This window comes from Embleya australiensis (assembly GCF_051903075.1).
GTDB lineage: Bacteria > Actinomycetota > Actinomycetes > Streptomycetales > Streptomycetaceae > Embleya.
Map to the genome: position 1 here is coordinate 1,809,146 of NZ_CP182422.1, position 22,332 is coordinate 1,831,477.

Annotated in this window: 16 protein-coding genes and 1 pseudogene; 7 read left to right on the plus strand and 10 right to left on the minus strand. The window is 72.8% G+C overall.

The features are described from left to right. Positions 1-272: 272 nt before the first annotated feature. The 5 genes from ACMXN5_RS07450 to steA form a co-directional block, all read right to left on the minus strand. A complete protein-coding gene (locus ACMXN5_RS07450) occupies positions 273-1,406 on the minus strand; it encodes a glycosyltransferase family 4 protein (RefSeq protein WP_395785606.1) in 1,134 nt (377 codons plus the stop codon). Then, the gene (gene murJ, locus ACMXN5_RS07455) at positions 1,390-3,042 is read right to left on the minus strand and encodes a murein biosynthesis integral membrane protein MurJ (protein ID WP_439674588.1); all 1,653 of its coding nucleotides are present in this window, start codon (positions 3,040-3,042) and stop codon (positions 1,390-1,392) included. Before murJ ends, ACMXN5_RS07450 begins: the two co-directional genes overlap by 17 nt. Before the next feature lie 79 nt (positions 3,043-3,121). Then, positions 3,122-5,032, minus strand: coding sequence for a hypothetical protein (locus tag ACMXN5_RS07460; protein ID WP_439674589.1), 1,911 nt, complete (start codon positions 5,030-5,032; stop codon positions 3,122-3,124). Then, a complete protein-coding gene (locus ACMXN5_RS07465) occupies positions 5,029-6,177 on the minus strand; it encodes a copper transporter (protein WP_439674590.1) in 1,149 nt (382 codons plus the stop codon). The genes ACMXN5_RS07460 and ACMXN5_RS07465 overlap by 4 nt, the downstream gene beginning before the upstream one ends. Continuing rightward, positions 6,174-7,349 carry a putative cytokinetic ring protein SteA gene (gene steA, locus ACMXN5_RS07470; protein WP_439674591.1) on the minus strand — a complete coding sequence of 392 codons (1,176 nt, stop codon included), beginning with the start codon at positions 7,347-7,349 and terminating at the stop codon, positions 6,174-6,176. The genes ACMXN5_RS07465 and steA overlap by 4 nt, the downstream gene beginning before the upstream one ends. Before the next feature lie 1,085 nt (positions 7,350-8,434). Here steA and ACMXN5_RS07475 point away from each other — a divergent pair. From ACMXN5_RS07475 to ACMXN5_RS07485, 3 genes are read left to right on the plus strand one after another with little or no spacing between them, the layout of a single operon-like run. After that, a complete protein-coding gene (locus tag ACMXN5_RS07475) occupies positions 8,435-9,544 on the plus strand; it encodes a hypothetical protein (protein WP_439674592.1) in 1,110 nt (369 codons plus the stop codon). Further along, on the plus strand, positions 9,544-10,788 hold the full coding sequence (locus tag ACMXN5_RS07480) for a sensor histidine kinase (protein ID WP_439674593.1): 1,245 nt from the start codon (positions 9,544-9,546) through the stop codon (positions 10,786-10,788). Before ACMXN5_RS07475 ends, ACMXN5_RS07480 begins: the two co-directional genes overlap by 1 nt. Further along, positions 10,785-11,468 carry a response regulator gene (locus ACMXN5_RS07485; protein ID WP_439674594.1) on the plus strand — a complete coding sequence of 228 codons (684 nt, stop codon included), beginning with the start codon at positions 10,785-10,787 and terminating at the stop codon, positions 11,466-11,468. Before ACMXN5_RS07480 ends, ACMXN5_RS07485 begins: the two co-directional genes overlap by 4 nt. A 22-nt stretch (positions 11,469-11,490) precedes the next feature. Here the strand turns inward: ACMXN5_RS07485 and ACMXN5_RS07490 are convergent, their stop codons facing one another. Continuing rightward, positions 11,491-12,153 (minus strand): antibiotic biosynthesis monooxygenase, encoded by a 663-nt coding sequence (locus tag ACMXN5_RS07490; RefSeq protein ID WP_439674595.1) that lies wholly within the window; start codon positions 12,151-12,153, stop codon positions 11,491-11,493. A gap of 279 nt (positions 12,154-12,432) precedes the next feature. Here ACMXN5_RS07490 and ACMXN5_RS07495 point away from each other — a divergent pair, with 279 nt between their 5' ends. Then, entirely contained in the window at positions 12,433-12,681 is a 249-nt protein-coding gene (locus tag ACMXN5_RS07495) for a hypothetical protein (protein ID WP_439674596.1), read from the plus strand. Positions 12,682-12,765: 84 nt separating this feature from the next. On the opposite strand, the gene ACMXN5_RS07500 is transcribed toward ACMXN5_RS07495, so the two are convergent. Then, on the minus strand, positions 12,766-13,518 hold the full coding sequence (locus ACMXN5_RS07500; protein WP_439674597.1) for a hypothetical protein: 753 nt from the start codon (positions 13,516-13,518) through the stop codon (positions 12,766-12,768). After that, positions 13,515-14,104 (minus strand): annotated as a pseudogene (locus ACMXN5_RS07505) (RNA polymerase sigma factor). The gene ACMXN5_RS07500 and the pseudogene ACMXN5_RS07505 overlap by 4 nt, the downstream one beginning before the upstream one ends. 2,902 nt (positions 14,105-17,006) lie before the next feature. Here ACMXN5_RS07505 and ACMXN5_RS07510 point away from each other — a divergent pair. After that, the gene (locus ACMXN5_RS07510; RefSeq protein WP_439674598.1) at positions 17,007-17,801 is read left to right on the plus strand and encodes an MBL fold metallo-hydrolase; all 795 of its coding nucleotides are present in this window, start codon (positions 17,007-17,009) and stop codon (positions 17,799-17,801) included. Between the two features lie 31 nt (positions 17,802-17,832). Here the strand turns inward: ACMXN5_RS07510 and ACMXN5_RS07515 are convergent, their stop codons facing one another. Then, positions 17,833-18,114 (minus strand): hypothetical protein, encoded by a 282-nt coding sequence (locus tag ACMXN5_RS07515; protein WP_439674599.1) that lies wholly within the window; start codon positions 18,112-18,114, stop codon positions 17,833-17,835. 986 nt (positions 18,115-19,100) lie between these two features. On the opposite strand from ACMXN5_RS07515, the gene ACMXN5_RS07520 reads away from it, so the two are divergent. Together ACMXN5_RS07520 and ACMXN5_RS07525 are read left to right on the plus strand one after the other, a co-directional pair. Next, the gene (locus ACMXN5_RS07520) at positions 19,101-20,120 is read left to right on the plus strand and encodes a Scr1 family TA system antitoxin-like transcriptional regulator (protein WP_439674600.1); all 1,020 of its coding nucleotides are present in this window, start codon (positions 19,101-19,103) and stop codon (positions 20,118-20,120) included. Positions 20,121-20,274: 154 nt separating this feature from the next. After that, positions 20,275-21,069, plus strand: a complete 795-nt coding sequence (locus tag ACMXN5_RS07525) for a metal-dependent hydrolase (protein ID WP_439674601.1) — start codon at positions 20,275-20,277, stop codon at positions 21,067-21,069. A 13-nt stretch (positions 21,070-21,082) separates the two neighbouring features. Here the strand turns inward: ACMXN5_RS07525 and ACMXN5_RS07530 are convergent, their stop codons facing one another. Further along, entirely contained in the window at positions 21,083-22,255 is a 1,173-nt protein-coding gene (locus ACMXN5_RS07530; RefSeq protein WP_439674602.1) for an ABC transporter permease, read from the minus strand. Positions 22,256-22,332 lie beyond the last annotated feature (77 nt).

A 22,332-nucleotide genomic window follows, 5' to 3' on the forward strand; every position in this document is an offset into this window, starting at 1 on the left:
TGACCCCCGCCCGATCCGCCGACGCGGGCGACGAGCCGACCGGTTCGTCGCCCGCGTCGGCATCGCCGTTCCTGCCCGCGGCGCGGCGGCGCTGCTGCCGTGCCACGAACACCTGCCGACTGCCTGCGGTTCGCGCCGCTGGTCGGGCCGGCGTCCGGGTGGGTGCCCGGCCACGCCGATGCCGGCCCTCGACCGGTGGATCCCCGCTTCGGGTAGAGAAGGATGAAGGCGGACCGACAAGGGATCGGCCGAGGGGGCACGGCCGGGGCCGGCTACACCGGGCCGAGTTCCTCGTAGATGCTGAGGACCTGGGCGATGGTTTCGCGTTCGCCGGGCCATGTGGCGGCCTGGACCGGGCCCGCGGCCGCGAGTTCGCTGCGGCGGTCCGGGTCGGCGAGCAGCGCGGTGACGGAGGCCGCCAGGGCCTCGGCGTCGCCGTACGGCACGAGTACCGCCGCCTCGCCGACGAGTTCCGGCACTCCCCCGACCGCCGTCGCCACCAGCGGCACCCCGCTGCGCAGCGCCTCCTGGGCGACCAGCGCCCGCGCCTCCCACCGGCTGGGCAGCACCACCACGTCCGCCGCACCCAACAGGTCGGCCACATCCGACCGATGCCCCAGCAACCGAACCGGCAACGACTCGGCGTCGATACGTTCCTGAAGCGTCTCGCGCAACGGCCCGTCCCCGGCGACCACCACCAACGGCGCCGGCCGGACCTCGCCCCACTCCCGCGCCGCGTCCAGCAACACCGGATACGCCTTCTGCGCCGCCAACCGGCCCACCGCGACCACCAACGGCCGATCCCCCGCCGCGAATTCGTCCCGCACCGCGCCCCGGTCCCGCGACGCCGGCGGCAACGGCGGCGCCGACACCGGGCCGAGCCGCGCGTCCCGCGCCCCCAACTGCCGCGCCCGGTCCACCAGATCGCCCGACGCCCCCAGGACCACGTCGGCGGCCCGTACCGCGCGCCCCTCCAGCACCCGGGTCAGCGCACCCTTCGCGCCGCCCGCCAACACCGCGTTGTGCAGCGTCAACACCAACGGCGTACGCCTCACCCGATGCCGACCGAGCGCGTTGCCCGCCACCAACCCGGCGCGCAGCCCGTGCGCGTGCACCACGTGCGCGTGCGCGCACGCCGCCCGCAGCTCGCGCGCCGCGCCCCGGTCCGAGGGCCGCGGCGCGGCCGGGATCTCCACCGCCCGAAACCGCGCGCCGGTGCCCGCGAAGTCGAAGTGCTCCTCGGTCGAGGCCGGCCCGCAGACCGTCACCGCGACCCCGCGCCCGACCAGCCCGGCCGCCAGCGAGCGCACGTGCGCGCCGATCCCGCCGGTGGACGTGGCCAGCACCAGGACGGCCCGCAGCCGGGCCGGCTCGGTACGCTCCCGCGACTCAGTCGTCGTGTCCACGTCGCTGCTCCCCTTCCGTTTCGGCCGTCCGCCGCCCGGGCAACGCCGCCTTCACGGCCTCGCCGACGGTGGCGAGGACGACTCCCGCGAACACCAGGGTGCCCACGATGGCGGCAACCGTCGCGATGATCAACGTAAAGACGATGCCCCCGGTGCCCAATGCCCGCGACACCCCGAATCCGACCAGGCCGCCGGCCGCCGCACCGACCACCGAGGCGATCGCCGCCCGGCCCAGCGCCCGAACCGGCAGCGCCCGGGGCCCGGCCGTCCTGGCGACGGGATACGCCAGCAGCAGGCCCGCCACGGTCATCCCGATCGAGTTGCCGAGCCCGAGCGCGGCCACCGTCCAGCGCGCGGGCAATACGTACGCGAGGATCACGTCGGCGACCACCACCACACACCAGCCGACCACCACACACCCGGCGGCGGCCCGCCCGTGCCCGGACGCGTTCAGCACCCGGCTCAGGTGCGCGACCAGCGCGTACCCGATCAGCCCGGGGGCGAACGCGGCCAGCGCCCACGCCATCTGGTCCGCCTCGGTGGATCCGGCCATGAACAGCGCGAAGAACCGCCCCACCGGCGCTGCGGCGGCCAGGAGCAGCGTGGTGCCCGCCGCGCCGACCAGCAGCACGGTCCGGGTGGTCGCGGCCACGGCGTCGGCGAACGCGTCCCGGTCACCGTCGTGCGCGTGTGCGCTCAGGCGGGGGAAGGCGGCGGTGGCGATCGGCACGGCCAGGACCGCGTACGGGAGCAGGTACACCATCCAGGTCGTCTGGTACACCACGAGCGACCCGTGCGTCCCGCGCCCGTTGGCGAGCAGGATCACCGCGATCGTCGCGGCCTGCTGGGCGACCAGCGTGGCGACGCCGGCCAGCGCGAGGGTGCGTACCCGGCGGCCCACCCCGTCCGGAAAGCGCAACGTCGGACGCAGCCGCAGCCCGGTCGAGCGCAGCGGCACGACGGTGACGAGCGCCAGCGCCAGCACACCCGCCGTCGTCCCCAGGGACAGCGTCAACTCGGCGCCGCGGGGCAGGTTCGCGAGGTCGTCGAGGTCGACGTCGTACCGGTTCGCGAAGAGCAGATAGGTGCCGGCCACCACCAGGCTGGACACCAGCGGCGCGAGGGTGCCGGCCAGGAAGCGCCGATGCGCCTGGAGGATGCCGCCGGCGACCACGGCGACCCCGTACAGCAGCACCTGGGGCACGAACACGAGCAGCATCCGCGTGGCCACGTCCACCACCCCGGGCCCGTCGGCCTTGCCGGCCAGCAGCACCTCGGCGATCGGCCGCGCCAGAAGCGCCCCGATCAGCACGATCGGTGTCAGGACCAGCACGACCCAGGTCAGCAGCGCGGACGCGATCCGCCCGGCGTCCTCCCGGGCGCCCCGGGCCACGGGTCCGGCCAGCACCGGCACGACGACACTCGCGAGCGCCCCGCCGGCGACGATCTCGAAGACGATGTTGGGAACGGAGTTGACGGTGCTGTAGGCGGTCCCGAGAGCGGTGTCACCCACGGTCCCGGAAAACACCAACTGCCGCCCGAACCCGGCCAACCGCGCGAACACGGTGACCAGCCCCATCAACACGGCGGCCCCCGCCAACCCCCGAACGGCCCGAGTGGCCCCGGAGCCGCCCACGACCGGAACGTCGTCGCGAGGGGCGCTCACCGGCGACCGACCGAGCCGGTCGGGGGGCGATGGTGGGGGCAGCCGATCGTCATGCCGACGCGACAGACCCCTCGACACTCGACCGCCCGGGCACAACGCGGGCGTCGGCAGCCGCGCCGGCGTCCGCGGTGGACCCCAACCCTGCGCCCGCAGCCAAACCCGGCTCCGCGCCGGCCTCCGTATCCGCGCCCGCGCCAACCTCCGCGCCGGCGTCCGTGGTGGGCCCCGACTCTGCGCCCGCGCCCGGTTCCGTGGCCAAACCCGGCTCCGCGCCGGCCTCCGTATCCGCGCTCGGCTCCGCGCCCGCGCCGGCCTCCGTGGCCGCGCCGGCGTCCGTGGCCGCGCCGGCCTCCGTGGCCGCGCCGGCGTCCGTGGCCGGCCCCGACCATGCACCCGCAGCCGACCCCGGCCCCGCGTCCGGGTCCGCCTCCGCGCCCGCGCCCGTGGTGGACGCCGACCCGGTGCCCGCGGCGGACCCGGGCACCGACTCCTCGCCGGCCTGCGTGGCCGAACCCGACCCAGAGTCCGCCTCCGTGGCCGAACCCAACCCCGCATCCGCGTGCGCGTCCGCGCCGGCCTCTGTGTCCGCGCTCGACTCCGCGCCCAAACGGGCCTCCGTGACCGACCCCGCGCCTGCCTCCGTGGCCGACCCGGACCTGGCGCCCGCCTCTGTGGCCGAACCCGATCCCGCGTCCGCGTGCGCGTCCGCGCCGGCTTCCGTGGCCGACCCAGATCCGGCGCCCGCAGCCGACCCCAAGACCGTCTCCGTGGCCGAACCCGACCCGGCGCCCGCAGCCGACCTCGAGGCCGTCTCCGACGACTCCGCGCCCGCGTCCGACCTCGACCCCGCGCCCGGATCCGCGCCCGCGTTCAGTCCTGCGCCCGCTTTCATAGCCGACCCAGACCCGGCGCCCGCAGCCAACCCCGAGGCCGTCTCCGACTCCGCGTCCGACCTCGACCCCGCGTGCGCGTCCGCGCCGGCTTGCGTGGCCGGCCCCGCGCCCGCCTCTGTGTCCGCGCCCGGTCCCGCGACCGAGACGGCCTCGTTGGCCGAACCCGGCCCCGCGCTCGCGGCTGCGGCCGCGGCCGGTGCCGGGCGGCGGCCCAGCATGTCGAGCGTGTTGAGGGCACGGTTGGCCGCGATGACCTTCGTGAAGCTGACGCGCTCGCTCGCCGCCGTCAGGCCGACCAGCACCGCCGCCTTCGTGAGCAGACCCGTCCGGGACGCGCCCGCCGCCAGGGCCACCCCGAGCGCCGCGCCCAGCGCGTTCGCGCCCGCGTCGCCGAGCATTGCCTGCTCGCCCAGGTCCTCGGGCAGCAGCGCCGCCGCCGCGCCCACCGGCGCCGCCGCCAGAGCCGCCGCCGCGCCGCCCCGTACCAGCCCGGGCGCACCCGCGATCAGCACCGCCTTGGCCGCCCGCCCCGGACGCAGGTCGAACAGGTTGATCAGATTCGCCGTCCCGGCCACCACCACCGCGGCCAGCACCCGGTCCACCGGATGCCGCTGCACCAGCGCGCCCGCCGCCAGCCCCGCCGCGCCCAGCCCCACGATCTTGACGCCCCCGCTGGTCACTTCGCCCTTGGCGAGCGCCCCGAGGTGGCCCTTGAAGCCGCGCCGGTCGGTCGACCCGGCCAGGTCGTCGTACGTCCCGAACCCGGCCCCCGCGACCGCCGCCAGCGCACCGGCCGCCCGCCACCGCCCCGGCACGCCGGGAGCGCACGCGGCGGCCACGGTCGCGCCGATCGCCGCGGCCGGCCCCTCCAGCAGAGTCAGCGCCTCGCCCCGGTGGTTGCGCCGCTCCCAGACGGCGGCGCCGCCCGGGGCGTGGCGGGTCAGCGCGGCATACGCGGTCCGGGCCGCGCCGGTCGCGGCCAGGCCGGTCACCAGCCGACCGGCTCGGCCCCGACGGGACACGGCGCCCCCCGTACCAGCGCCCGGCGTCACGGCGGCCTTCGTCACGGCGTCTCCTTCTTCGGCAGCTCCGGCAGCGGACCGTCGGTGGTGCCCGTCGTCCCGTACTGACCCGAAGTGCCCTGCTTGTCCTCGACCACCAGGGACCACACGACCGCGACCTGACCCACGGGCGTGTCGGCGGTGTCCACGGTGGAAACGGCCTTGGCGGTTTGATCGTTACGGCGCAGCGCCCAGATCGCGCCGTTCTCCTGCGCGGCGGACGCGGTGCCGGCCATGACCGTACCGTTGTCGCCGCCGTCCAGCGCCCGGGCGAGCGCGAGGTAGGCGTTGTTCGTGCGCCCCGGGTCGTCGCCGGAGGTGGCTCCCGAGGGCGCGATCACCACGACCAGGTCGGCGCCGACCGCCGGATTGTCCTTGACGTCGATGAAGCCGGCTTCCTTGAGCCGGGTCAGCGCCTCGGTCGCGGCCTGCGTGTTGTGCGTGCCGGGCGTGGTGGTGCCCGTCCCGGGCAGCTGGCCCGTGTTCGCGCCGCCGGCGGGCGGCGCCGAGGAGGTCCCGGTCCCGGAGGGCGCGCCCGACCCGGGCGTCCCCGTCGCGGGCGTCCCGGAGGCCGGCGCCCCCGTCGACGACGCCCCGGACGCGGGCGGCGTGGTCGAGCCGCCCGGCGTACTCCCCGACGTCCCGCTCTGTATCGGCGGCATCTTCTCGGTGATCGCCCCCGCCAACACCTTCGCGGCCCGCTCGGTCGCCGACCCGGTCGGGAACGTGAGCGCGTTCGCGCCCAGCGCCGTGACCAGTTCGTTCTCCCGCTTGGGGTCGGTCCACTGCCCCTTCACCGACACCTGGCCGGTGACCGTCGCGGACGCCCCGTCGAGCAGCTTGACCGTGCTGTCCGCCAGCTTGGTGTCCGCGCCCGGCAGCGCGACCACGACCGCCTTGTGCCCGGCGAGCCGGCCCTTGGTCAGCTCGGGGCCGACGGTGCCCATGATGCCGTTGAGGTAGCGCTGACCGGCGTTCGCCCGGTCGACTTCGCGACGCAGCCCTTCGTTGTTCCGGGCGAGGTCCTGAACCGACTGGTCGAGCCCGGAGACGGCGGCCTCCTTGAGGAAGGACGCGCCGAGGACGAGCCCGACCGACAGGGCCAGGAAAACCGCGATGATGGAGACGACGTGGTATCTGAAGTCGATCAACTGAACAGTCCCTGGAGCCAGTAGACGAAGGCGTCCCACTGTGCCCCGAACACGTGGAAGTACGCGCGCCCGAGTGGGGTCACCCGCACGGTCACCGCGATCGTGATCAGCGCGGCGAGGCACAACATGAGCAGCGAAGTCGTGGAGATGCGGCTGCGGTACAGACGGCTGACGCCCTTGGCGTCCACGAGCTTGCCGCCGACCCGCAACCGGGTGAGGAAGGTGCTCGCCATGCCGGCCCGGCCCTTGTCCAGGAACTCGACGAGCGTGAGGTGCGTACCGACCGCGACGATCAGGCTGGCGCCGCCGTCGTCGGCGAGCAACATCGCGATGTCCTCGCTGGTCCCGGTGGCGGGGAAGGCGATGCCGTCCACGCCCAGTTCGTCGAGGCGTTCCATCCCGGGGGCGCGGCCGTCCCGGTACGCGTGCACGATGATCTCCGCGCCGCAGCGCAGCGCCTGGTCGGAGACCGAGTCCATGTCGCCGACGATCATGTCCGGCTTGTAGCCGGCCTGGAGCAGCGCGTCGGCGCCGCCGTCGACGCCGATCATCACCGGGCGGTACTCGCGGATGTAGGGGCGCAGCGCGGCGATGTCCTCGCGGTAGTGGTAGCCGCGCACCACGATGAGCACCTGGCGGCCGTCGACCCGGGTGCGGATCTCGGGGACGCCGACGCCGTCGAGGAGGAGTTCGCGCTCCTCGCGGATGTACTTGAGGGTGTTCTCGGCGAACGCCTCGATCTGCTCGGACAGCCCGGCCCGGGCCTTCTCCATCGCGGCGGCCACGGAATCCGCGTCGAGCAGCGTGCCGACGGCGATCGGGTCCTCGCCGCGATAGAGGACGTTGTCCTCCACCCGAACCAGCTCGCCCTCGCGAATCCGGTCCAGCACACTGCCGCCGACCTCGTCCAGGAGCGGTACGCCGGCCTCCACGAGCAGTTGCGGCCCGATGTTGGGGTAGCGCCCGCTGATGCTGGCGGCGGCGTTGACCACGGCGGCCGGGCGGCACTTGACCAGCGCCTCGGCGGCGACCCGGTCGAGGTCGACGTGATTGATGATCGCGATGTCGCCGGGGCGGAGCCGCTTGGTGAGGTCCTTGGTACGCCGATCGACCCGGGCGAACGAGCCGGTGTCCTCGGTGTGCCGTCGACGACGAAGCGTGGGGATCCTCACCGGCGCAATCCTGCCATGCGCCGTATTTGAAGGCGGCCTCCGGCCGCTGTGGAAACGGCCCTGCGGGCCGGGTCGGCGGCCTCCGGCCGCTCTCCTCGCTGCGCTCGTCGATCCCGGTCGACGATCACATCGTGGGCGCTGACGCGCCGACGGATGGCCGAATCCGAAGCGGCCCCGGGGCGGGCCGGGCGAACCGGACCTGAAGCCGGAGCCGGCGGCACGGCCCGGGTCGGTGCGCGTGCCCGGCATGAAACCGGAGCGCAGCTGTTACACAGCACCAGCCCCCGAAGCCCGCACCACAGCCGACCCACCACGCCAACCGCCCGCTCCAGACAACCCGCAACCTCCGAACCCCAGCCCCACCACAGCCCACAACCCCGGCCCGAAGCCCACAACCTCCACCCGCCCAGCCCTCGAAGCCGAACCAGCCAGCCCGCCCCCAGCCCTCAAGCCCTCGGCCCCAACGCCAAACCGAGCCCACCCCAAAGCCTGCAACCCCCATCGGCCAAGCCCTCAGTCACAGAGCCGAACCGACCCACCCAAAGCCTGCGAACCCCAACCACCGAGCCTTCGGCCACGGGGCCAGACCAGGCCACCCCGAAACCCCTGAACCCCAACCCCCGAGCCCTCGGCCACCGGGCCGGACCGACCCACCCGAACCCTGCGAACCCCAACCACCGAGCCCCCGGCCACCGGGCCAAACCAGGCCACCCCGAAGCCCCTGAACCCCAACCCCCGAGCCCTCGGCCACCGGGCCGGACCGACCCACCCGAACCCTGCGAACCCCAACCACCGAGCCCCCGGCCACCGGGCCAAACCAGGCCACCCCGAAGCCCCTGAACCCCAGCCGTCGAGCCAAAGGCAACGGGTGGAGCGGGTGGGTAAAACCTCCCGAGCCAAGTGCAACGCAAGCCCAGCCCCGCACCCCGCCCCGCATCCGGCCCACGCCGCCCCCGGCCCCGCACCCGACCCACGCCGCCCCGTCCCCCGCCCCGCCGGACGACCCCCCCGTCCCCCATCCGAGGGACCCACATGAGCGCCCATGCGGACGCGCCCCGAGCCCCGTCACCCCGAGGGTTGCACCCATGGAAACCACCGCCTCCATCCCGCCGGCCCCACCCCACCACCGCGACCTCCGCAAACGACTCGCCTGGTTCGCGGTCGTCGCCTGCTCCCCCTACCTGACCCTCAAGCTGCTCTGGGTACTCGGCATCGACGTCGGCGTCGTCCACCCCGACGACCTCGACCGGGGCCGGTGGATCGCCGCCAACGCCCTCACCTTCGCCATGGACGGCATCGCCGCGTGGATCGCCTACACCCTCGCCCGGCCCCGCGAGGTCCGCGTCCGGGCCTGGCTGATCCTGTTGCCGCTGTGGGTCGCGTCGGGCCTGCTCGTGGTGATCATGGTGGTCGTGCCGGCCGACCTGCTGAGTGCGGCGGTCGGGCTCACCGGCAACCCGTTCTCCGGCGACGACTTCCTGCGCCCGTGGGTGTACGGCGTGGTCTACGGCGGTTTCATCGTCGAGGGCGCGGTACTGCTCGCCGCCTTCGCCCTGTACGCCCACGAGCGCTGGGGCGCCCTCCTGCGCACCCGGGTCCGCGCACTCCCGGACCCGGCCGGCACCCGCGACGCGCAGCGCTTCCTCGGTACGGCGGCCGCCGTGCTGCTCGGCTTCGTCGGCGTCGTGCGCCTGGCCTGGGGGCTGGGCGCCGACGTCGGGGTGAGCGAGACCTGGATCGCGGACCGCGACGCGTCGGGCCGATGGATGGACGGCGTCCAGGGCGGCCTGGCCCTCGTGGGCGCGGTGGGTCTGCTCCTGCTGGTGTACCGGGTCGGCGGCGCCCGGGTGCGCGGGCCGCTGGCGATGGTCTGGTTCGGTGCGGGCAGCGCGTTCGGGTGGGGCGGCTGGATGGGCCTGATCAGCACCGGCGCGGCGCCCGACAGCCGGATGGCCGAGCGCACATCCAGGCTTCTACACCTTGTCTACACTGCCGAAATGATCACCGGCGTCCTGGTCCTGACCATCGGCTGGTTCTTCCTGAGCGAATACGCCGGCCGCGCCACACTCCCGGAGCCGACCGCCCCCGAACCCGCCCGCGTCACCGCGACCGCGACCGCGACCGCGACCGCCACCAGCTCCGCCCCCGCCCCCACCCCTGCCCCTGCCCCTGCCCCTGCCCCGCAGGCGACCTGATGGTCCGTCGCCTCACCCGCCGACTGCTCGGTCGGCGGGCCCGGCTGCGCTGGGTACATCTGGTCCTGGGCGGCGCGCTGTTGACCCCGTTCCACCTCGCCGCGCTCACCGTGCTCACCGCCACCGGACTGCTGCGCGACACCCCGGCGGAGCCGCTCACCTCGCAACTTCTGGCCCTGGTCCTGGCGTTGCCGTTCGTCGCGGTGACCGGCCTGGTCCCGCTGGTGCGCACCCTCGAAGGCAGCGCCGCGCGGGTGTTGTGCGCGCCGACCGGCGAGGTGCTGAGCCTGCCCGCGACGAGCGCCGCCGCCCGCCGACGGGCCGCCGCGTGGTTCACCCTGCACGCGCTCGCGGGCGGCGTGGTGGCCGGTGTCTCGCTGGCGGCGCCCCCCGGCGGGCTGGTCCTGCTCCTCCTGCCGCTCTTCGCGAACCTGGCCGACGTCTTCGGCTGGGCCGAACCGGCGACCTCGCTCCCCCTGGCGTGGACCCCGCTCGGCCTCGCCCTGATCCTGCTGCCCCTGCCGGTATCCGCCGCCGCCGGCGCCTGGCTCGCCCGGATCGCCCCGATCCTGCTCGGCCCCACCCCCGCCGACCGCCTCGCCCTCGCCGAGCAGCGCGCCGAACGCCTCGCCGAACGTGCCCGCATCGCGCGCGACCTGCACGACTCGGTCGGCCACGCGCTCAGCGCGGTCGGCATCCAGGCAGCCGCAGCCGGCCGCCTGCTGGACCGCGATCCGGCCTTCGTCGCCCGCGCGTTGACCGCGATCGAGGACACCGCCTGCGACGCCGTCGCCGAACTCGACCACGTCCTCGGCCTCCTGCGCGAGGAGACCCCCGAACCCGCCACGCCCGTACCCTCGTTGGCCAACCTCGCCGAACTGGTCGCCCGCACCCGCGCGGCCGGCGCTGACGTCGACCTCCGCCTCGACCCGGCCGACGGCGTCGCGGCGCTGCCCCGCCTGGTCTCGCGCGAGGCGTACCGGATCGTCCAGGAGGGCTTCGGCAACGTCCTGCGGCACGCGGGAGAAGTGCCGGTCAGCCTGCATCTCCAGGTAACGCAGGGCGAGTTGGCGATCGACCTGAGCAACCCCACCACCGGCGCCCGACCCACCCGAAGCAGCGGCGGACGCGGCCTGCGCGGCACCGCCGAGCGCGTCGCCGTATTGCGCGGCACCTTCACCGCCGGTGCCCGCGACGGCCGTTGGCACCTCAGTGCCCGAATACCCCTGGAAGGCCACCTGTGAGCACCCACCCGATCCGCGTAGTGATCGCCGACGACGAGAGCCTGGTCCGCGCGGGCCTGTACGCCATCGTCGACGCCGAACCCGACCTGACCGTGGTCGGCGAGGCGGCGACCGGCGCGGAGGCGGTGGAGCGGGTCCGCGAACTGCGGCCCGACGTGGTGCTGATGGACGTCCGGATGCCCGACCTGAACGGCATCGAGGCCACCGCCCGCGTCCTGCGCGAGTCGCCGAATCCGCCGAAGGTGCTGGTGGTCACCACGTTCGAGAACGACGAATACGTCTACGACGCGCTCCGCGCGGGCGCCCACGGCTTCCTCCTGAAGCGGGCCCGCGCCGACGACATGGTGCACGCGATCCGTACCGTGGCCCGAGGCGACTCGCTGCTCTTCCCGGCCGCCATCCGCGACTTGGCCGTCGCCCGCACCCGGGAGCGCACCCACAACGCGGAGTTGCGCACCCTCATCGCCCGGCTCACCCCGCGCGAGCAGGAGGTCCTGCGCCTGATCACCGCCGGCCTGGCCAACACCGAGATCGCCGAACGCACCGGACTGGGCTCGGAAACGGTCAAGACCCACGTGGCCCGCATCCTCACCAAGCTAGGCGTCCGCGACCGCACCCAGGCGGTGATCGCGGCCTACGAAGGCGGCTTCACGACGACGGGCCGGGGCGGGCGGGCGTGAGTCGACCGAGGCCACACGGGCATCAGACGGGTCGACGCAGGCTCCCGTACGGACGGTACGCACGCGTGCCGAGCGAGCGCACGTCCGTGGACGCGGGCGCGGCCCGAAACGCCTCGTACATCTGCTCGTCGACCCATTCGGTGTAGGCCAACCCCCGGGTGCCGCCGACGTCGAGATGCACATGCGTGGCAACCCGACCCGGCACCGGAACCCGGCCGCCGGCCGCCGCCGCGAGCACTCGTCGGGCCCACCGCCGCGCCGCCGGCGCGGCGTCCGCCTCGATCTCCTCGACCACCACCAACGCGGGCGCACCCGGGAGTTCGCCCCGCGCCGCACTCCCGGTGAGGCGATAGCGGATCACGCCCGGACGTTCGATCCCGGGCACCACCTCGTCGATGTTCCGCACCATCCCCGGCCGAGTGGTCCGCATGAACGCGCGGTGATCGTCGTCGTTCGTCCACTGCGCGTAGTTGAGAACCCGCCCGCCATCGACACTCAGCAGACAACTCAGCGTGAGAAACCCGTCCGGCCAGGGCACCCCCTCCCACTCGACGAGCGTCGCCTCCGCGGCGGCCCGCTGTCGCTCCGGCGTACCCACGATCCACGGACTGACAAGAATCGTCCCGACATCCACCCGCCCGAACTCGGGCAGAGAGCAGCGGCGGTGGCGCGACGACGTGGTCATGAATACTCCTTCGAACCGACGACACAAACCAAAAGTCCCGAGCCGGAAACCCGGGCCGGAATCCCGAACCCCCGAACCCCCGAGCCCGAACCCGAACCACCTCCCACCCTGCAACTTCAACCACACCTGAGGTCAACACCACTCGAGGACCACCAACTCCCCTCCCCACCCCGTCCTGTGACGCGCTCCGGGGCTGTCACCCTCGGGGCCGGCCTGGCAATCTTGGGGAAGCGACCGTCGCGCCGACGCGACCGGGACGCCAGGCGTACGGAGGACTCGATGACGAAATCCTTGCGGGACCAGATGGGTCCGGAACGCTTCGACGCGGCGATGGCAGAGGGCGTCCGCAAGGCCGTCGAGGAACTGTACGCACTGGGCCTGCCCGCGGTCGGCGGCGAGAACGGGCGCGTCTACAAGCACTACGCGGACGGAACCAGGGTGTACCTCGACGAAGAGGAACCGAACGCACGCGAGTACCGCATCTTCGCGGACGGCACCAAGGTGTACATCGACGAAATGGACGCGTGACCCGAGGTACACCCGACGCCGAACGACGCACGCCGCGCCGGATCGCGACACGACCCGGCGCGGCCGAAGCGAAGTCGCCTCCCGTTACGGGGCGGGGCGTACCGGAACGGACTCACCCGGCGGGAGCGTCGGGCCGTTGTCGGACACCGGACCCCGCTGCGTCGGGTCGTCGATCAGCGCGCAGGCGGCAACCGGCCCGCCCGCGAGTCGGTACGCCGTATTGCTGCCGGTGCCGCTCGTGTTGTGGACACGGCGGCCGTCGCGATACCCCGGATCGGGGAGGTCCTCGGCGCGCACCTTGGTGAGGGTCGCCGTCAGCACCAACGTGGCTCCCGGGGGCATCAGTTCCGGTCGGATCTCGGTCCACCCCTTGGTGTAGAAGTCGGTCTCCTCGTCCGTCAGCCGGTGGTCGGTCGGCCAGGGAAGCCAGTGGTAGATCGCGTTCAAGTCGTCGTTCGAGGCGGCGCTTTCGGTAAAGCGCCCCGGAGCACACGTCTTGCCGTACGGCACGTAGTCGACCACCACCCGCACCCCCAGATCCCGCAGCCGCTGCTCCAGCCCCTTCGGATTGCGGAACTCGTCGACCTTGAACAGGATCCCGCCGTCCGGCCGCTTCTCCACCTCGAACGGCTGCGCCTCGGCCGAACCACCACTGAGCATCGGCACGCCGACCCCGATGCCCGCCGCGAGCACCACCGAGGCGGCCAGCCCGTACCCGATCCGGCGGCCTCGCGAGGTCACGGGCTTCCCGGGCGGCGACGGATCCGTCGCCGGCACACCCCCCTTCGCGGCCAGCGACTTCAGCTCCTCCAACGCACGTTCCTCGAAACCGATCACGCCTTCGCCTCCGCCTGTACGTGTCCCGTCCGGGTCCCCTGCCGTGGCTCCGCCACCGGCGAGCCCACTTCCTTCGCGAGTCGCCGCCGCGCCCGGTGCAACCGCACCCGAGCGGCGACCGGCCGTATGCCGAGCGCCGCGGCTGCCTCGGCGACGGACATCCCGTCCACGCTGACCAGTTCGAGCACCGCGCGGTCCTCCTCGGACAACCGCCCGAGTGCCCGATAGGCACGCCGAACCTCCGCCGCCGCGTCGAGCCGCTCCTCCAGCCGCTGAATGTCGTCCTCGTCCAACACCCGCCGCCCCCCATCCGCCGCGACGCGTCCGCCTCACGCGCCGAACGCCGCCGCTCGTTCGCCACCACGTTGCGGGCGACCCCGTACAACCAGGCGAGTTCGCCACCCGGTCCACCCCGAAAGGCCGCCGCCGAACCCATCGCGGCGATGAACACTTCGACGGTCAGATCGGCGGCCGACTGCGGATCGTCGACGCGCCGCGCCACGAACCGCCCCACCGCGTCGACGTGTCTGCGATAGAACGCCTCCAGGAGCGCCGGGTCCCCGGCGATCCCCCTGACTGCTTCCACATCCGGTCCATCCAAGATGGGCTCCCCGCATCGATGCCGTTGCCTGTCCCCCACTTGTGGTCACCCCCGCAGAAGGCGTTACAGCCCAACCCACCCGACCCCGAGGCCGAAGGCTCCCGACGAGACGGCTGCGTCACTTGCCGAAAACCGGACCGGCAACGAGAAATCGCCCCGCGCCGATTCCCCCGAGGCACCCCCCGAGCGGGCCGAACACTCCCGGCACACGCTGCCCCAGTGGCCACGGCCAACCGACGCGGCCCCCGCCCGGCACACGGGACGGGCCGGCGTCAGCGTACGGGGCTCGGAGATGGGGGGGTCCGGTGCGGCGGGTGTGCTGGTCGCGAAGAACCGGCCGGCAGCGGCGGGCGGGGAGGGCCGTGGGGCCGTGAGGTCGTGGGGTCGGGTGCTCCGGGCAGCCTTCCCGAGAGGGCCGGGCGTTCCCGGCGCGCGTTGCGCCTTGGGTTGCGGGTGGCCGGTGCGGGACCGGTCAGAGTCGATGATGGGCCGCCGCCGGCGTGCGGGGCTCCAAGACTTCCAAGTCCCGACGAGACGGGCATGTTGCTCACCGAGAACCGGCCAGCAGCGGCGGGCAGGCAGGGCGGTCGGGTCGGCTTCCCGGGCAGCCTTCCCGAGAGCGCGGGTGTTCCCGGCGCGCGTTGCGCTTGTGGTGGCGGGTGGCCGGTGCGGGACCAGTCAGAGTCGATGATGGGCCGCCGCCAGCGTGCGGGACTCCAAGACCCGAAGCTCCCGACGAGACCGGCATGTTGCTCACCGAAAACCGGCCGGCAGCGGCGGGCAGGGTGGGTGGTCGGGTCGAGTCCTCCGGGGAGCCTTTCCGGGTGGGTCGGGCGTTTGCGGCGCGCGTTGCGCTTGTGGTGGCGGGTGGCCGGTGCGGGGCCGGTCAGAGTCGGCGGTGGGCCGCCGCCGGCGTGCGGGGCTCCGAAGCTCGAAGTTCACTACGAAACACGCGCGTTGCTTACCGAGAACCGGTCGGCAGCGGCGGGCAGGCAGGGCGGTCGGGTCGGCTTCCCGGGCAGCCTTCCCGAGAGCGCGGGTGTTTTCGGCGGGCGTCGCGCTGTTGGTCGCGGGTGGCCGGTGCGGGGCCGGTCAGAGTCGGCGGTGGGCCGCCGCCAGCGTGCGGGGCTCCAAGACTTCGAGGTCCCGACGAGACGGGCGCCTTGCTCACCGAAAAACCGGCCTGCAGCGGCGGGCCGGGAGGGCACTCAGGTCGATCTTCCCGGGCAACGTTCCCGAGAGGGCCGGGCGTTCTCGACGAGACGGGCGCCTTGCTCGGCGAGAACCGGCCGGCAGTGGCGAGAGGGCGGTTGGGTCGAGCCTGCTGAGGGCCTCCCGGGTTGGTCGGGCAGGGCATTTCGAGGTGTGGTGGGCGTGCGGGGGCGAGAGTTCACGAAACCGGACGGCGTGGGGTGCCGTGGCTTCGGTGTGGGAGAAAACCCCAGGTCAGCGCGAAGTGGGAGGATTTGAGGTGCCTCGCGATCCGGTTTGGGAGCCTGCCGGGCACTTTCGGTCTCCTCGATGGCCTCTGCGAGGTCGCAGCATCCGAAGTCGGCCGCGATCGGGCAATTTTGGTCGTCACGGCGGCATTGAGGGGTGGGAGCGCACGAAACCGGCACTCGACGCCCGACTTTCCACCCCGACACCACAAACCCGCAGGTCACCGAAGATCGAAGCCCACAACCATCGCCCGCGATCCGGTTTCGAACGCCAACCCCTCCACACGCCCCGAAACATCCCAACCCACCCTGGAAAGCCCCCGGAGCATCCGACCCGACCACCCGCCCCGCCGCTGCCGGCCGGTTTTTCGCCGACCAACACACCCGCCTCGTCGGGAACCCCAGGTCTCGGAGCCCCGCACGCCGGCGGCGGCCCACCGCCGACTCTGACCGGCCCCGCACCGGCCACCCGCAGCCGAAGGCGCAGCGCGCGCCGGGAACGCCCGGCCCCCTCGGGAAGGTCACCCGGGGAACCCGACCCGACCACGCACCCTGCCCGCCGCTGCCGGCCGGTTTTTCGCCAACCAACACGCGTGTCTCGTAGGGAACTTCGAGCCTCGGAGCCCCGCACGCCGGCGGCGGCCCACCGCCGACTCTGACCGGCCCCGCACCGGCCACCCGCAACCGAAGACGCAACGCGCGCCGGGAACGCCCGACCCACCCGGAAAGGCTCCCCGGAGGACTCGACCCGACCACCCACCCTGCCCGCCGCTGCAGGCCGGTTCTCGATGAGCAACGCGCCCATCTCGTCGGGACCTCGAAGTCTCGGAGCCCCGCACGCTGGCGGCGGCCCACCGCCGACTCTGACCGGCCCCGCACCGGCCACCCGCCACCACAAGCGCAACGCGCGCCGGGAACGCCCGGCCCTCTCGGGAAGGCTGCCCGGAGCGCCCGACGTCACGGCCCTCCCTACCCGCCGCTGCCAGCCGGTTTTCGGTGAGCAACGCGCCCGTCTCGTCGGGAGCTTTGGGTCCCGGAGCCCCGCACGCCGGCGGCGGCCCATTATCGACTCAGACCAGCCCCGCACCAGCCACCCGCAACCCAAGGCGCAACGCGCGCCGGGAAGGCCCAGCCCACTCGGCAAGGCCCCGACGGACTCGGCCCGAGCCCTCACCCGCTCGCCCGGTGTCAGCCTCACGCCCCCATCACCCGGAGCCCTCGTCGACCCCAGGCACCGTCAGCGGCGCCAGCACCAGCATCGGCGTCGGCCGCCTCGGAGTGTGGGCCGGGCGTTGGTCCGGGGAGGCCGGGCGTGCGGCGGTAGTGAGATCCGGGCCGTCGGCGTCAGGGAGCATGGGGGCGCAGCCCGTCGGATGTTCGGCCATCGGTGGAATAACCACCTCAGCCGGTTCGTTGGGCCTCACCATGACGGCTATGTGGGGGTGCGCGTGAAGGTCGGGGACATCGAGGTGATCCCCGTGCGGGACGGGGTCGGCGTGGAGGTGGCGGCGGAGATCCTGAGTCGGCCCGGTGTCGCCGACGCGTGGGCGTGCCATGCCGAGCACCTGGGCCCGGGCGGGACGCTGGAGCTGCCGCTCGGCGGATTCTGCGTCCGGACCGGCGATCGGATCGTGCTCGTGGACGCGGGCGTGGGGGATATGGATGACGGGAAGTACGCGGGCGGAAACCTGCTCGGCTCCCTGGCCGCACACGGCATCACCCCCGCCGATGTGACCGACGTGGTCTTCACCCATCTGCACTTCGACCACGTCGGGTGGGCGAGCCACGACGGGCGGATCGTCTTCCCGAACGCGACCTACCGGCTGCATCGCGCCGACTGGGAACACTTCGTGACGGGCCCGACCGCGAACGCCGGCGCGATCGACAAGCTGACGCCGATCGAACCCCGACTGGAGCCGTTCGACGGTGACTTCACGGTCGCGCCGGGCCTGGACGCCCGGTACGTCCCCGGCCACACCCCCGGCTCGACCGTCTATGTCGTCTCCTCCGGCGGGGAACGCGCCTTGTTGTTGGGGGATGTCGTGCACTCGGTGGTGCAACTGGGCGAGCCGGACTGGCAGGTGGTCTTCGATGTCGATCCGGTGGCGGCTACGGTCGTGCGCAACCGCATCGCCGACGAGGTTGCGGACACCGAAGACCTGGTGATCGGCGCCCACTTCCCGGACCTGCGATTCGGCCGGGTCGTCCGCGCGGGCGGGCCCCGTCGCTTCGTGGCGGTCTGAATTCGCAAGGCCGAGGGTTCGCGCGATCCGGTCAGAAGGGCCGAGTCGGGAACACGACCGGGTCGGCGATGAGTTCGGACACGGGGGCGTCGTAGAGAGCGCGGTCCGACCAGCGGCGGACGGTCAGGATCGGTCCCTCCTCGGCAACTCGCACGCCGATGACCTCACCGCTGTCGCGCCAGCGGGTCTCCGGGCGACGTACACGGGAGCCGACCTCGAACGAGGGGACGGCCACGGCCCCTTGCGGCGGGGCCGCATGTTCGACGGGCCCATCTGCGGGCGTGATGAAGCGGATGGTGGGGTCTCCGGTCATGGCTGGATTCCTTTTCGGGCATGGCTCCGCCGACCGAGCGGCGGAGGCAATTGGGCATCGACGCGCCGACATCGCCGAACCCGCAAACGGGCTCCGATCCCGGCAGGGCCCCGCCGACCATTGCGCGGAGCCGTCAGGGCATAGGCGCCCCGGTGTCGAGGGAACGCGTGAACGAGCGTCGACACCGGGGCAGTTCGTGGGCGGGACGGACGCCGGGCCACGGGCCATGGATGCGGCCCGGCGCCCCTTCCCCCACCGCGACCGACACGGAGGTCACCGATCGCGGGGCGCTCCTCGCGAGGCAGGTCCGGCGGGACCACCTGGGCGCGAGGAGGAGTCTCAGGCGCTGCGCCCCTTCAACGGGCAGTCCACGAGCGGGCATCCGCACGGCGGTTCGCGCTGCCGCCACCATGGATCCGCGTCACACAGCGTGTGACGTGTGCGCGAGACGAGGACGCGCACGCCTCGCGACTCAACCCGGTAGACGGCCAACGTGATGCAACTCCCTGGAGGTTCGTGGTGGGAGTCGGGGCCGTAGTCGGCCGGATAGAGGCACCCGAACGGGTCTTTCGGCGGTTGTCCGCGCGCTCCGGAAATCTTCGGACTGGGAGACATGATGGATCCTCGGCATCGATCGCGTGAGGTGGCCGGGGTGACCGGCCGCGAAGCGGCACGCGTCACCTGTCACGCATTGCCCCACATCGAGCGCACTGCGTGATCAACTGCGACTAGCATGACAGCAGAAACCGGATGCATGGACCTCACCGATCAGAATTCCGCGACGAAATTTCTACGGCATCTCTCGCCGCCAAAAGCGATGATTCGCGTCGAAATGAGCCCGCTCGCTGGCCCGCAGAAGGTTTCTTGCTCACGCAGAACGTTCATCGAGACACTGGATACACACGGAGAGGAAGCGGATGACTGGGGACAGCGAGTCTGCGTCACCGGCCCTGTGCCGCCTTCAACTCGGAGGAGAGCTACGCCGGTTGCGGTTGGAAGCCGGACTGAAATCATCCCAAGTCGTCAAGAGGCTGCTGTGGAGCCCGTCCAAGATGACGCGGCTGGAAGCCGGCGAGAACGCGGTCGTCGAACCTGCGGATGTCATGGCTCTGTGTGAGATCTACGCGGTCGATCCGGAAACACGCGCTCTCCTGACCGGGTACGCGGCGGTGACCAAGACCAAACGCGACTGGTGGCAGTCAGCGGAGTACCGACCCGTCATCCGACCGGGGTTCAAGGCATACCTGGGACTTGAGGCCACTGCGAGCGCGCTGTCCGTCTACATGTCCGAATACGTGCCCGGGTTGCTACAAACCGACGCCTACGTCCGGGTCATCTACCAAGGGGCCAACCCAGGCCTCGACGCCAACGAGTTCGATCGACGTGTCGCTGCCCGAATGACCAGGCAGGAGGTTCTGCGTCGCCGCGAACCGCCGCTCAAGCTCACGGCAATCATCAACGAGGCCGTTCTGCGTCGGGTGGTAGGTGACCGCACCGTGATGCGCGATCAACTCACGCACATCGCGGAAGTAGCCGCATCACACCCCCACGTTCGGGTTCAGGTTCTGCCTTTCCGCGTCGGTGCACACCCCGCAATGGATGGTCCCTTCGTCATCCTGCAGTTTCCCGAGTGGGCCACCCTCGGCTCGATACCTGGAAAACCTGGCCAACGGATGGGTCAGTCGACGCGCGGGCGACGTCGAACGCTACGTCGACGCCTTCACCGATCTCCGCGCGCTTGCTCCGGGGCCGCAAGAGTCCCTGGGCCTGATTCAGAGAGCAATCAAGGAGCTTTGACCCCGATGACCGTCATACACAACGCTCTGACAAGCGGCTGGTTCAAATCCAGCTACAGCAACGCCCAAGGAGGCGAGTGCGTCGAGGTTGCCCAGGCGCACGGCCAAACAATGGCCATACGCGACTCGAAAGACCCCTCCCGGGGCGCCTTCCTCTTCGGTGCCCACCCGTGGAAGGCATTCCTCGACTCAGTAAAACGTCAGAACTGACCCTCGCGGGAGCCGCACCCACCCACCTCCAACCGTGAGGTGGGCCACAGGCGTTCCTCGGTGCGCCCACGCAACGCGCCATGATCGCCACCGCTAAGCTGCCCCCACTGTGCGGGCTCGGGGTTCGCCCGGGCACCAAAGGAGCACCAACCGCATGATGGGACCGGCCCATTCGCTGTCCGGAGCCTGCGCCTGGATGGCCGTCGGAGCCGCCGCCGACGCCTACGGCCAACCGATGCCCTGGCCCGTCCTCGTGGTCGGTGGCCTGATCTGCGCCGGCGCCGCGCTCGGGCCGGACCTGGACCACAAGGCCGCCACCGTCTCCCGCTCCTTCGGGCCGATATCCATGGTCCTCTGCGGCGTGGTCGACGCCCTCGCGAGCGCCACGTACAAGGCCACCCGCATGAAGGGCGACCCCCGCCGCAACGGCGGCCACCGCACCCTCACCCACACCTGGGTCTGGGCCGGACTCGTCGGACTCGCCGCCTCGGCCATCTGCGCCTACGGCGGCCGGTGGGGCGTCCTGGGCGTGCTGTTCGTGCACATGGTCCTGGCCATCGAAGGACTCCTGTGGCGCGCCGCCCGCCTGCACAGCGACATCCTGGTCTGGCTGCTCGGCGGCACCAGCACCTGGATGCTCGTCGAGATCCTCAACCGCCCCGGCAACGGCGCCAGTTGGTTCTTCACCGAACCAGGCCAGGAGTACTGGTGGGTCGGCCTCCCCATCGCCCTCGGCGCCCTCACCCACTGCGTCGGCGACGCGCTCACCGTGTCCGGGTGCCCGATCCTGTGGCCGATACCGATCGGCCGCAAACGCTGGTATCCCCTCGGCCCTCCCAAGTCCATGCGCTTCCGCGCCGGCGCCAAGGTCGAAGTCAAGGTCCTGATGCCCCTGTTCATGGGCGCCGGCGGCCTCGGCGCGGTGAGCGCCCTCGGCTACCTGGGCTGACGACGCGCCGACGTCATGCCGCCGCCAGCGCTTCGGTGGGCGCCAAGTGGGCCGCCCGCAGCGCCGGATAGAGCCCGGCACAGACGCCGACAACCAGGGTCGCGGCGAGGCCGCCGACCATGGCCCAGGGCGGTACCACGGCTGGCCAGTGCCGGTACGTGCTGTATCCGACCGTCGCCGCGGAACCCAAGAGGATACCGCCGGCGCCGCCGAGGATGGACAACAGCAGGGCCTCGGCGAGGAATTGCGTGCCGATGTGGCCGCGGGTGGCACCGAGCGCGCGGCGCAGGCCGATCTCGGCGCGGCGTTCGAGGACGGAGATCACCATCGTGTTAGCCACACCGACACCGCCGACGAGCAGCGCGACCGAACCCAGCCCGACCAAAAGGCCGTTGAGTGCGTCGTCGGCCGCCTCGCGGGCGGCCAGGGCGTCGGAGGGGCGGGACACCTCCACCTCGTTCGGGTCGGCCGGGTTGGCGGTGGCACCCAGAACGGCGGCGACATCGGCGATCGACGCGTTGTCGGCGCGGGTGTAGACGGTGGTCGGGTCGCCGTCGAAGCCGAGGTCGCGCCGGGCCTCGGGCCAGCCGACGAGCGCGGCGGTGTCGAGTTCGCCGGCCAGCGGCGTCGGGGCGAGGATGCCGATGACGGTGAACCACCGTCGGCCGAGCCACACTTGCACGTCAGGCCCGGGGGCACGGACGCCGAGTCGCGCGGCGGCGACCGGCCCCAGCACGACCGCGGGGTAGCCCTCGTTCGCCGGGTTGAGCCAGGTCCCATGGGCGAGGGATGTGCCGACGGTCGCGGGCAGGTCGAGGCGAGCGGCGTATACGCCGATGCCGCCGGATTCCTGCGGCGGAATGCGGTCGTTGCGGTAGACCTTGGCGTCGGTCTTGCCGATGGCGGAGACCGCCTCCACCGGGCCGATGCGCGCGACCATGGCGACGGCGTCGGGGGGCAGGCCGGCGGCGGCGCCGGTGGCGGTTTTGCCGGGCGCGGCGGTGAGCAGGTTGGTGCCGAGGGCGTCGAGGCGGCGGTCGAGGTTCTCGCGCCCCGACGCCGACACACCGACCACGGCGATCAGCGCCGCGACGCCGAGCGCGATGCCGAGCGCCGACAGCAGGACTCGGGTCGGACGGTTGCGCAGCCCGGCGCCCCCGACGCGCAGGACATCCGCGGCTTTCATGCGAGTCGGCCGAGGCTGCGACTGCGGTCGCGGCTGCGACCGCACTGCCGGTTGGGCACCGGCAACGCGAGCAAGGC

Excerpts from the sequence above, each read along its gene's own strand:
- ACMXN5_RS07530 (WP_439674602.1), bottom strand. The coding sequence starts at position 22,255 with ATGAAAGCCGCGGATGTCCTGCGCGTCGGGGGCGCCGGGCTGCGCAAC.
- ACMXN5_RS07525 (WP_439674601.1), top strand. The coding sequence starts at position 20,275 with ATGATGGGACCGGCCCATTCGCTGTCCGGAGCCTGCGCCTGGATGGCC.
- ACMXN5_RS07475 (WP_439674592.1), top strand. The coding sequence starts at position 8,435 with ATGGAAACCACCGCCTCCATCCCGCCGGCCCCACCCCACCACCGCGAC.
- ACMXN5_RS07490 (WP_439674595.1), bottom strand. The coding sequence starts at position 12,153 with ATGACCACGTCGTCGCGCCACCGCCGCTGCTCTCTGCCCGAGTTCGGG.
- ACMXN5_RS07515 (WP_439674599.1), bottom strand. The coding sequence starts at position 18,114 with ATGACCGGAGACCCCACCATCCGCTTCATCACGCCCGCAGATGGGCCC.
- ACMXN5_RS07495 (WP_439674596.1), top strand. The coding sequence starts at position 12,433 with ATGACGAAATCCTTGCGGGACCAGATGGGTCCGGAACGCTTCGACGCG.
- ACMXN5_RS07480 (WP_439674593.1), top strand. The coding sequence starts at position 9,544 with ATGGTCCGTCGCCTCACCCGCCGACTGCTCGGTCGGCGGGCCCGGCTG.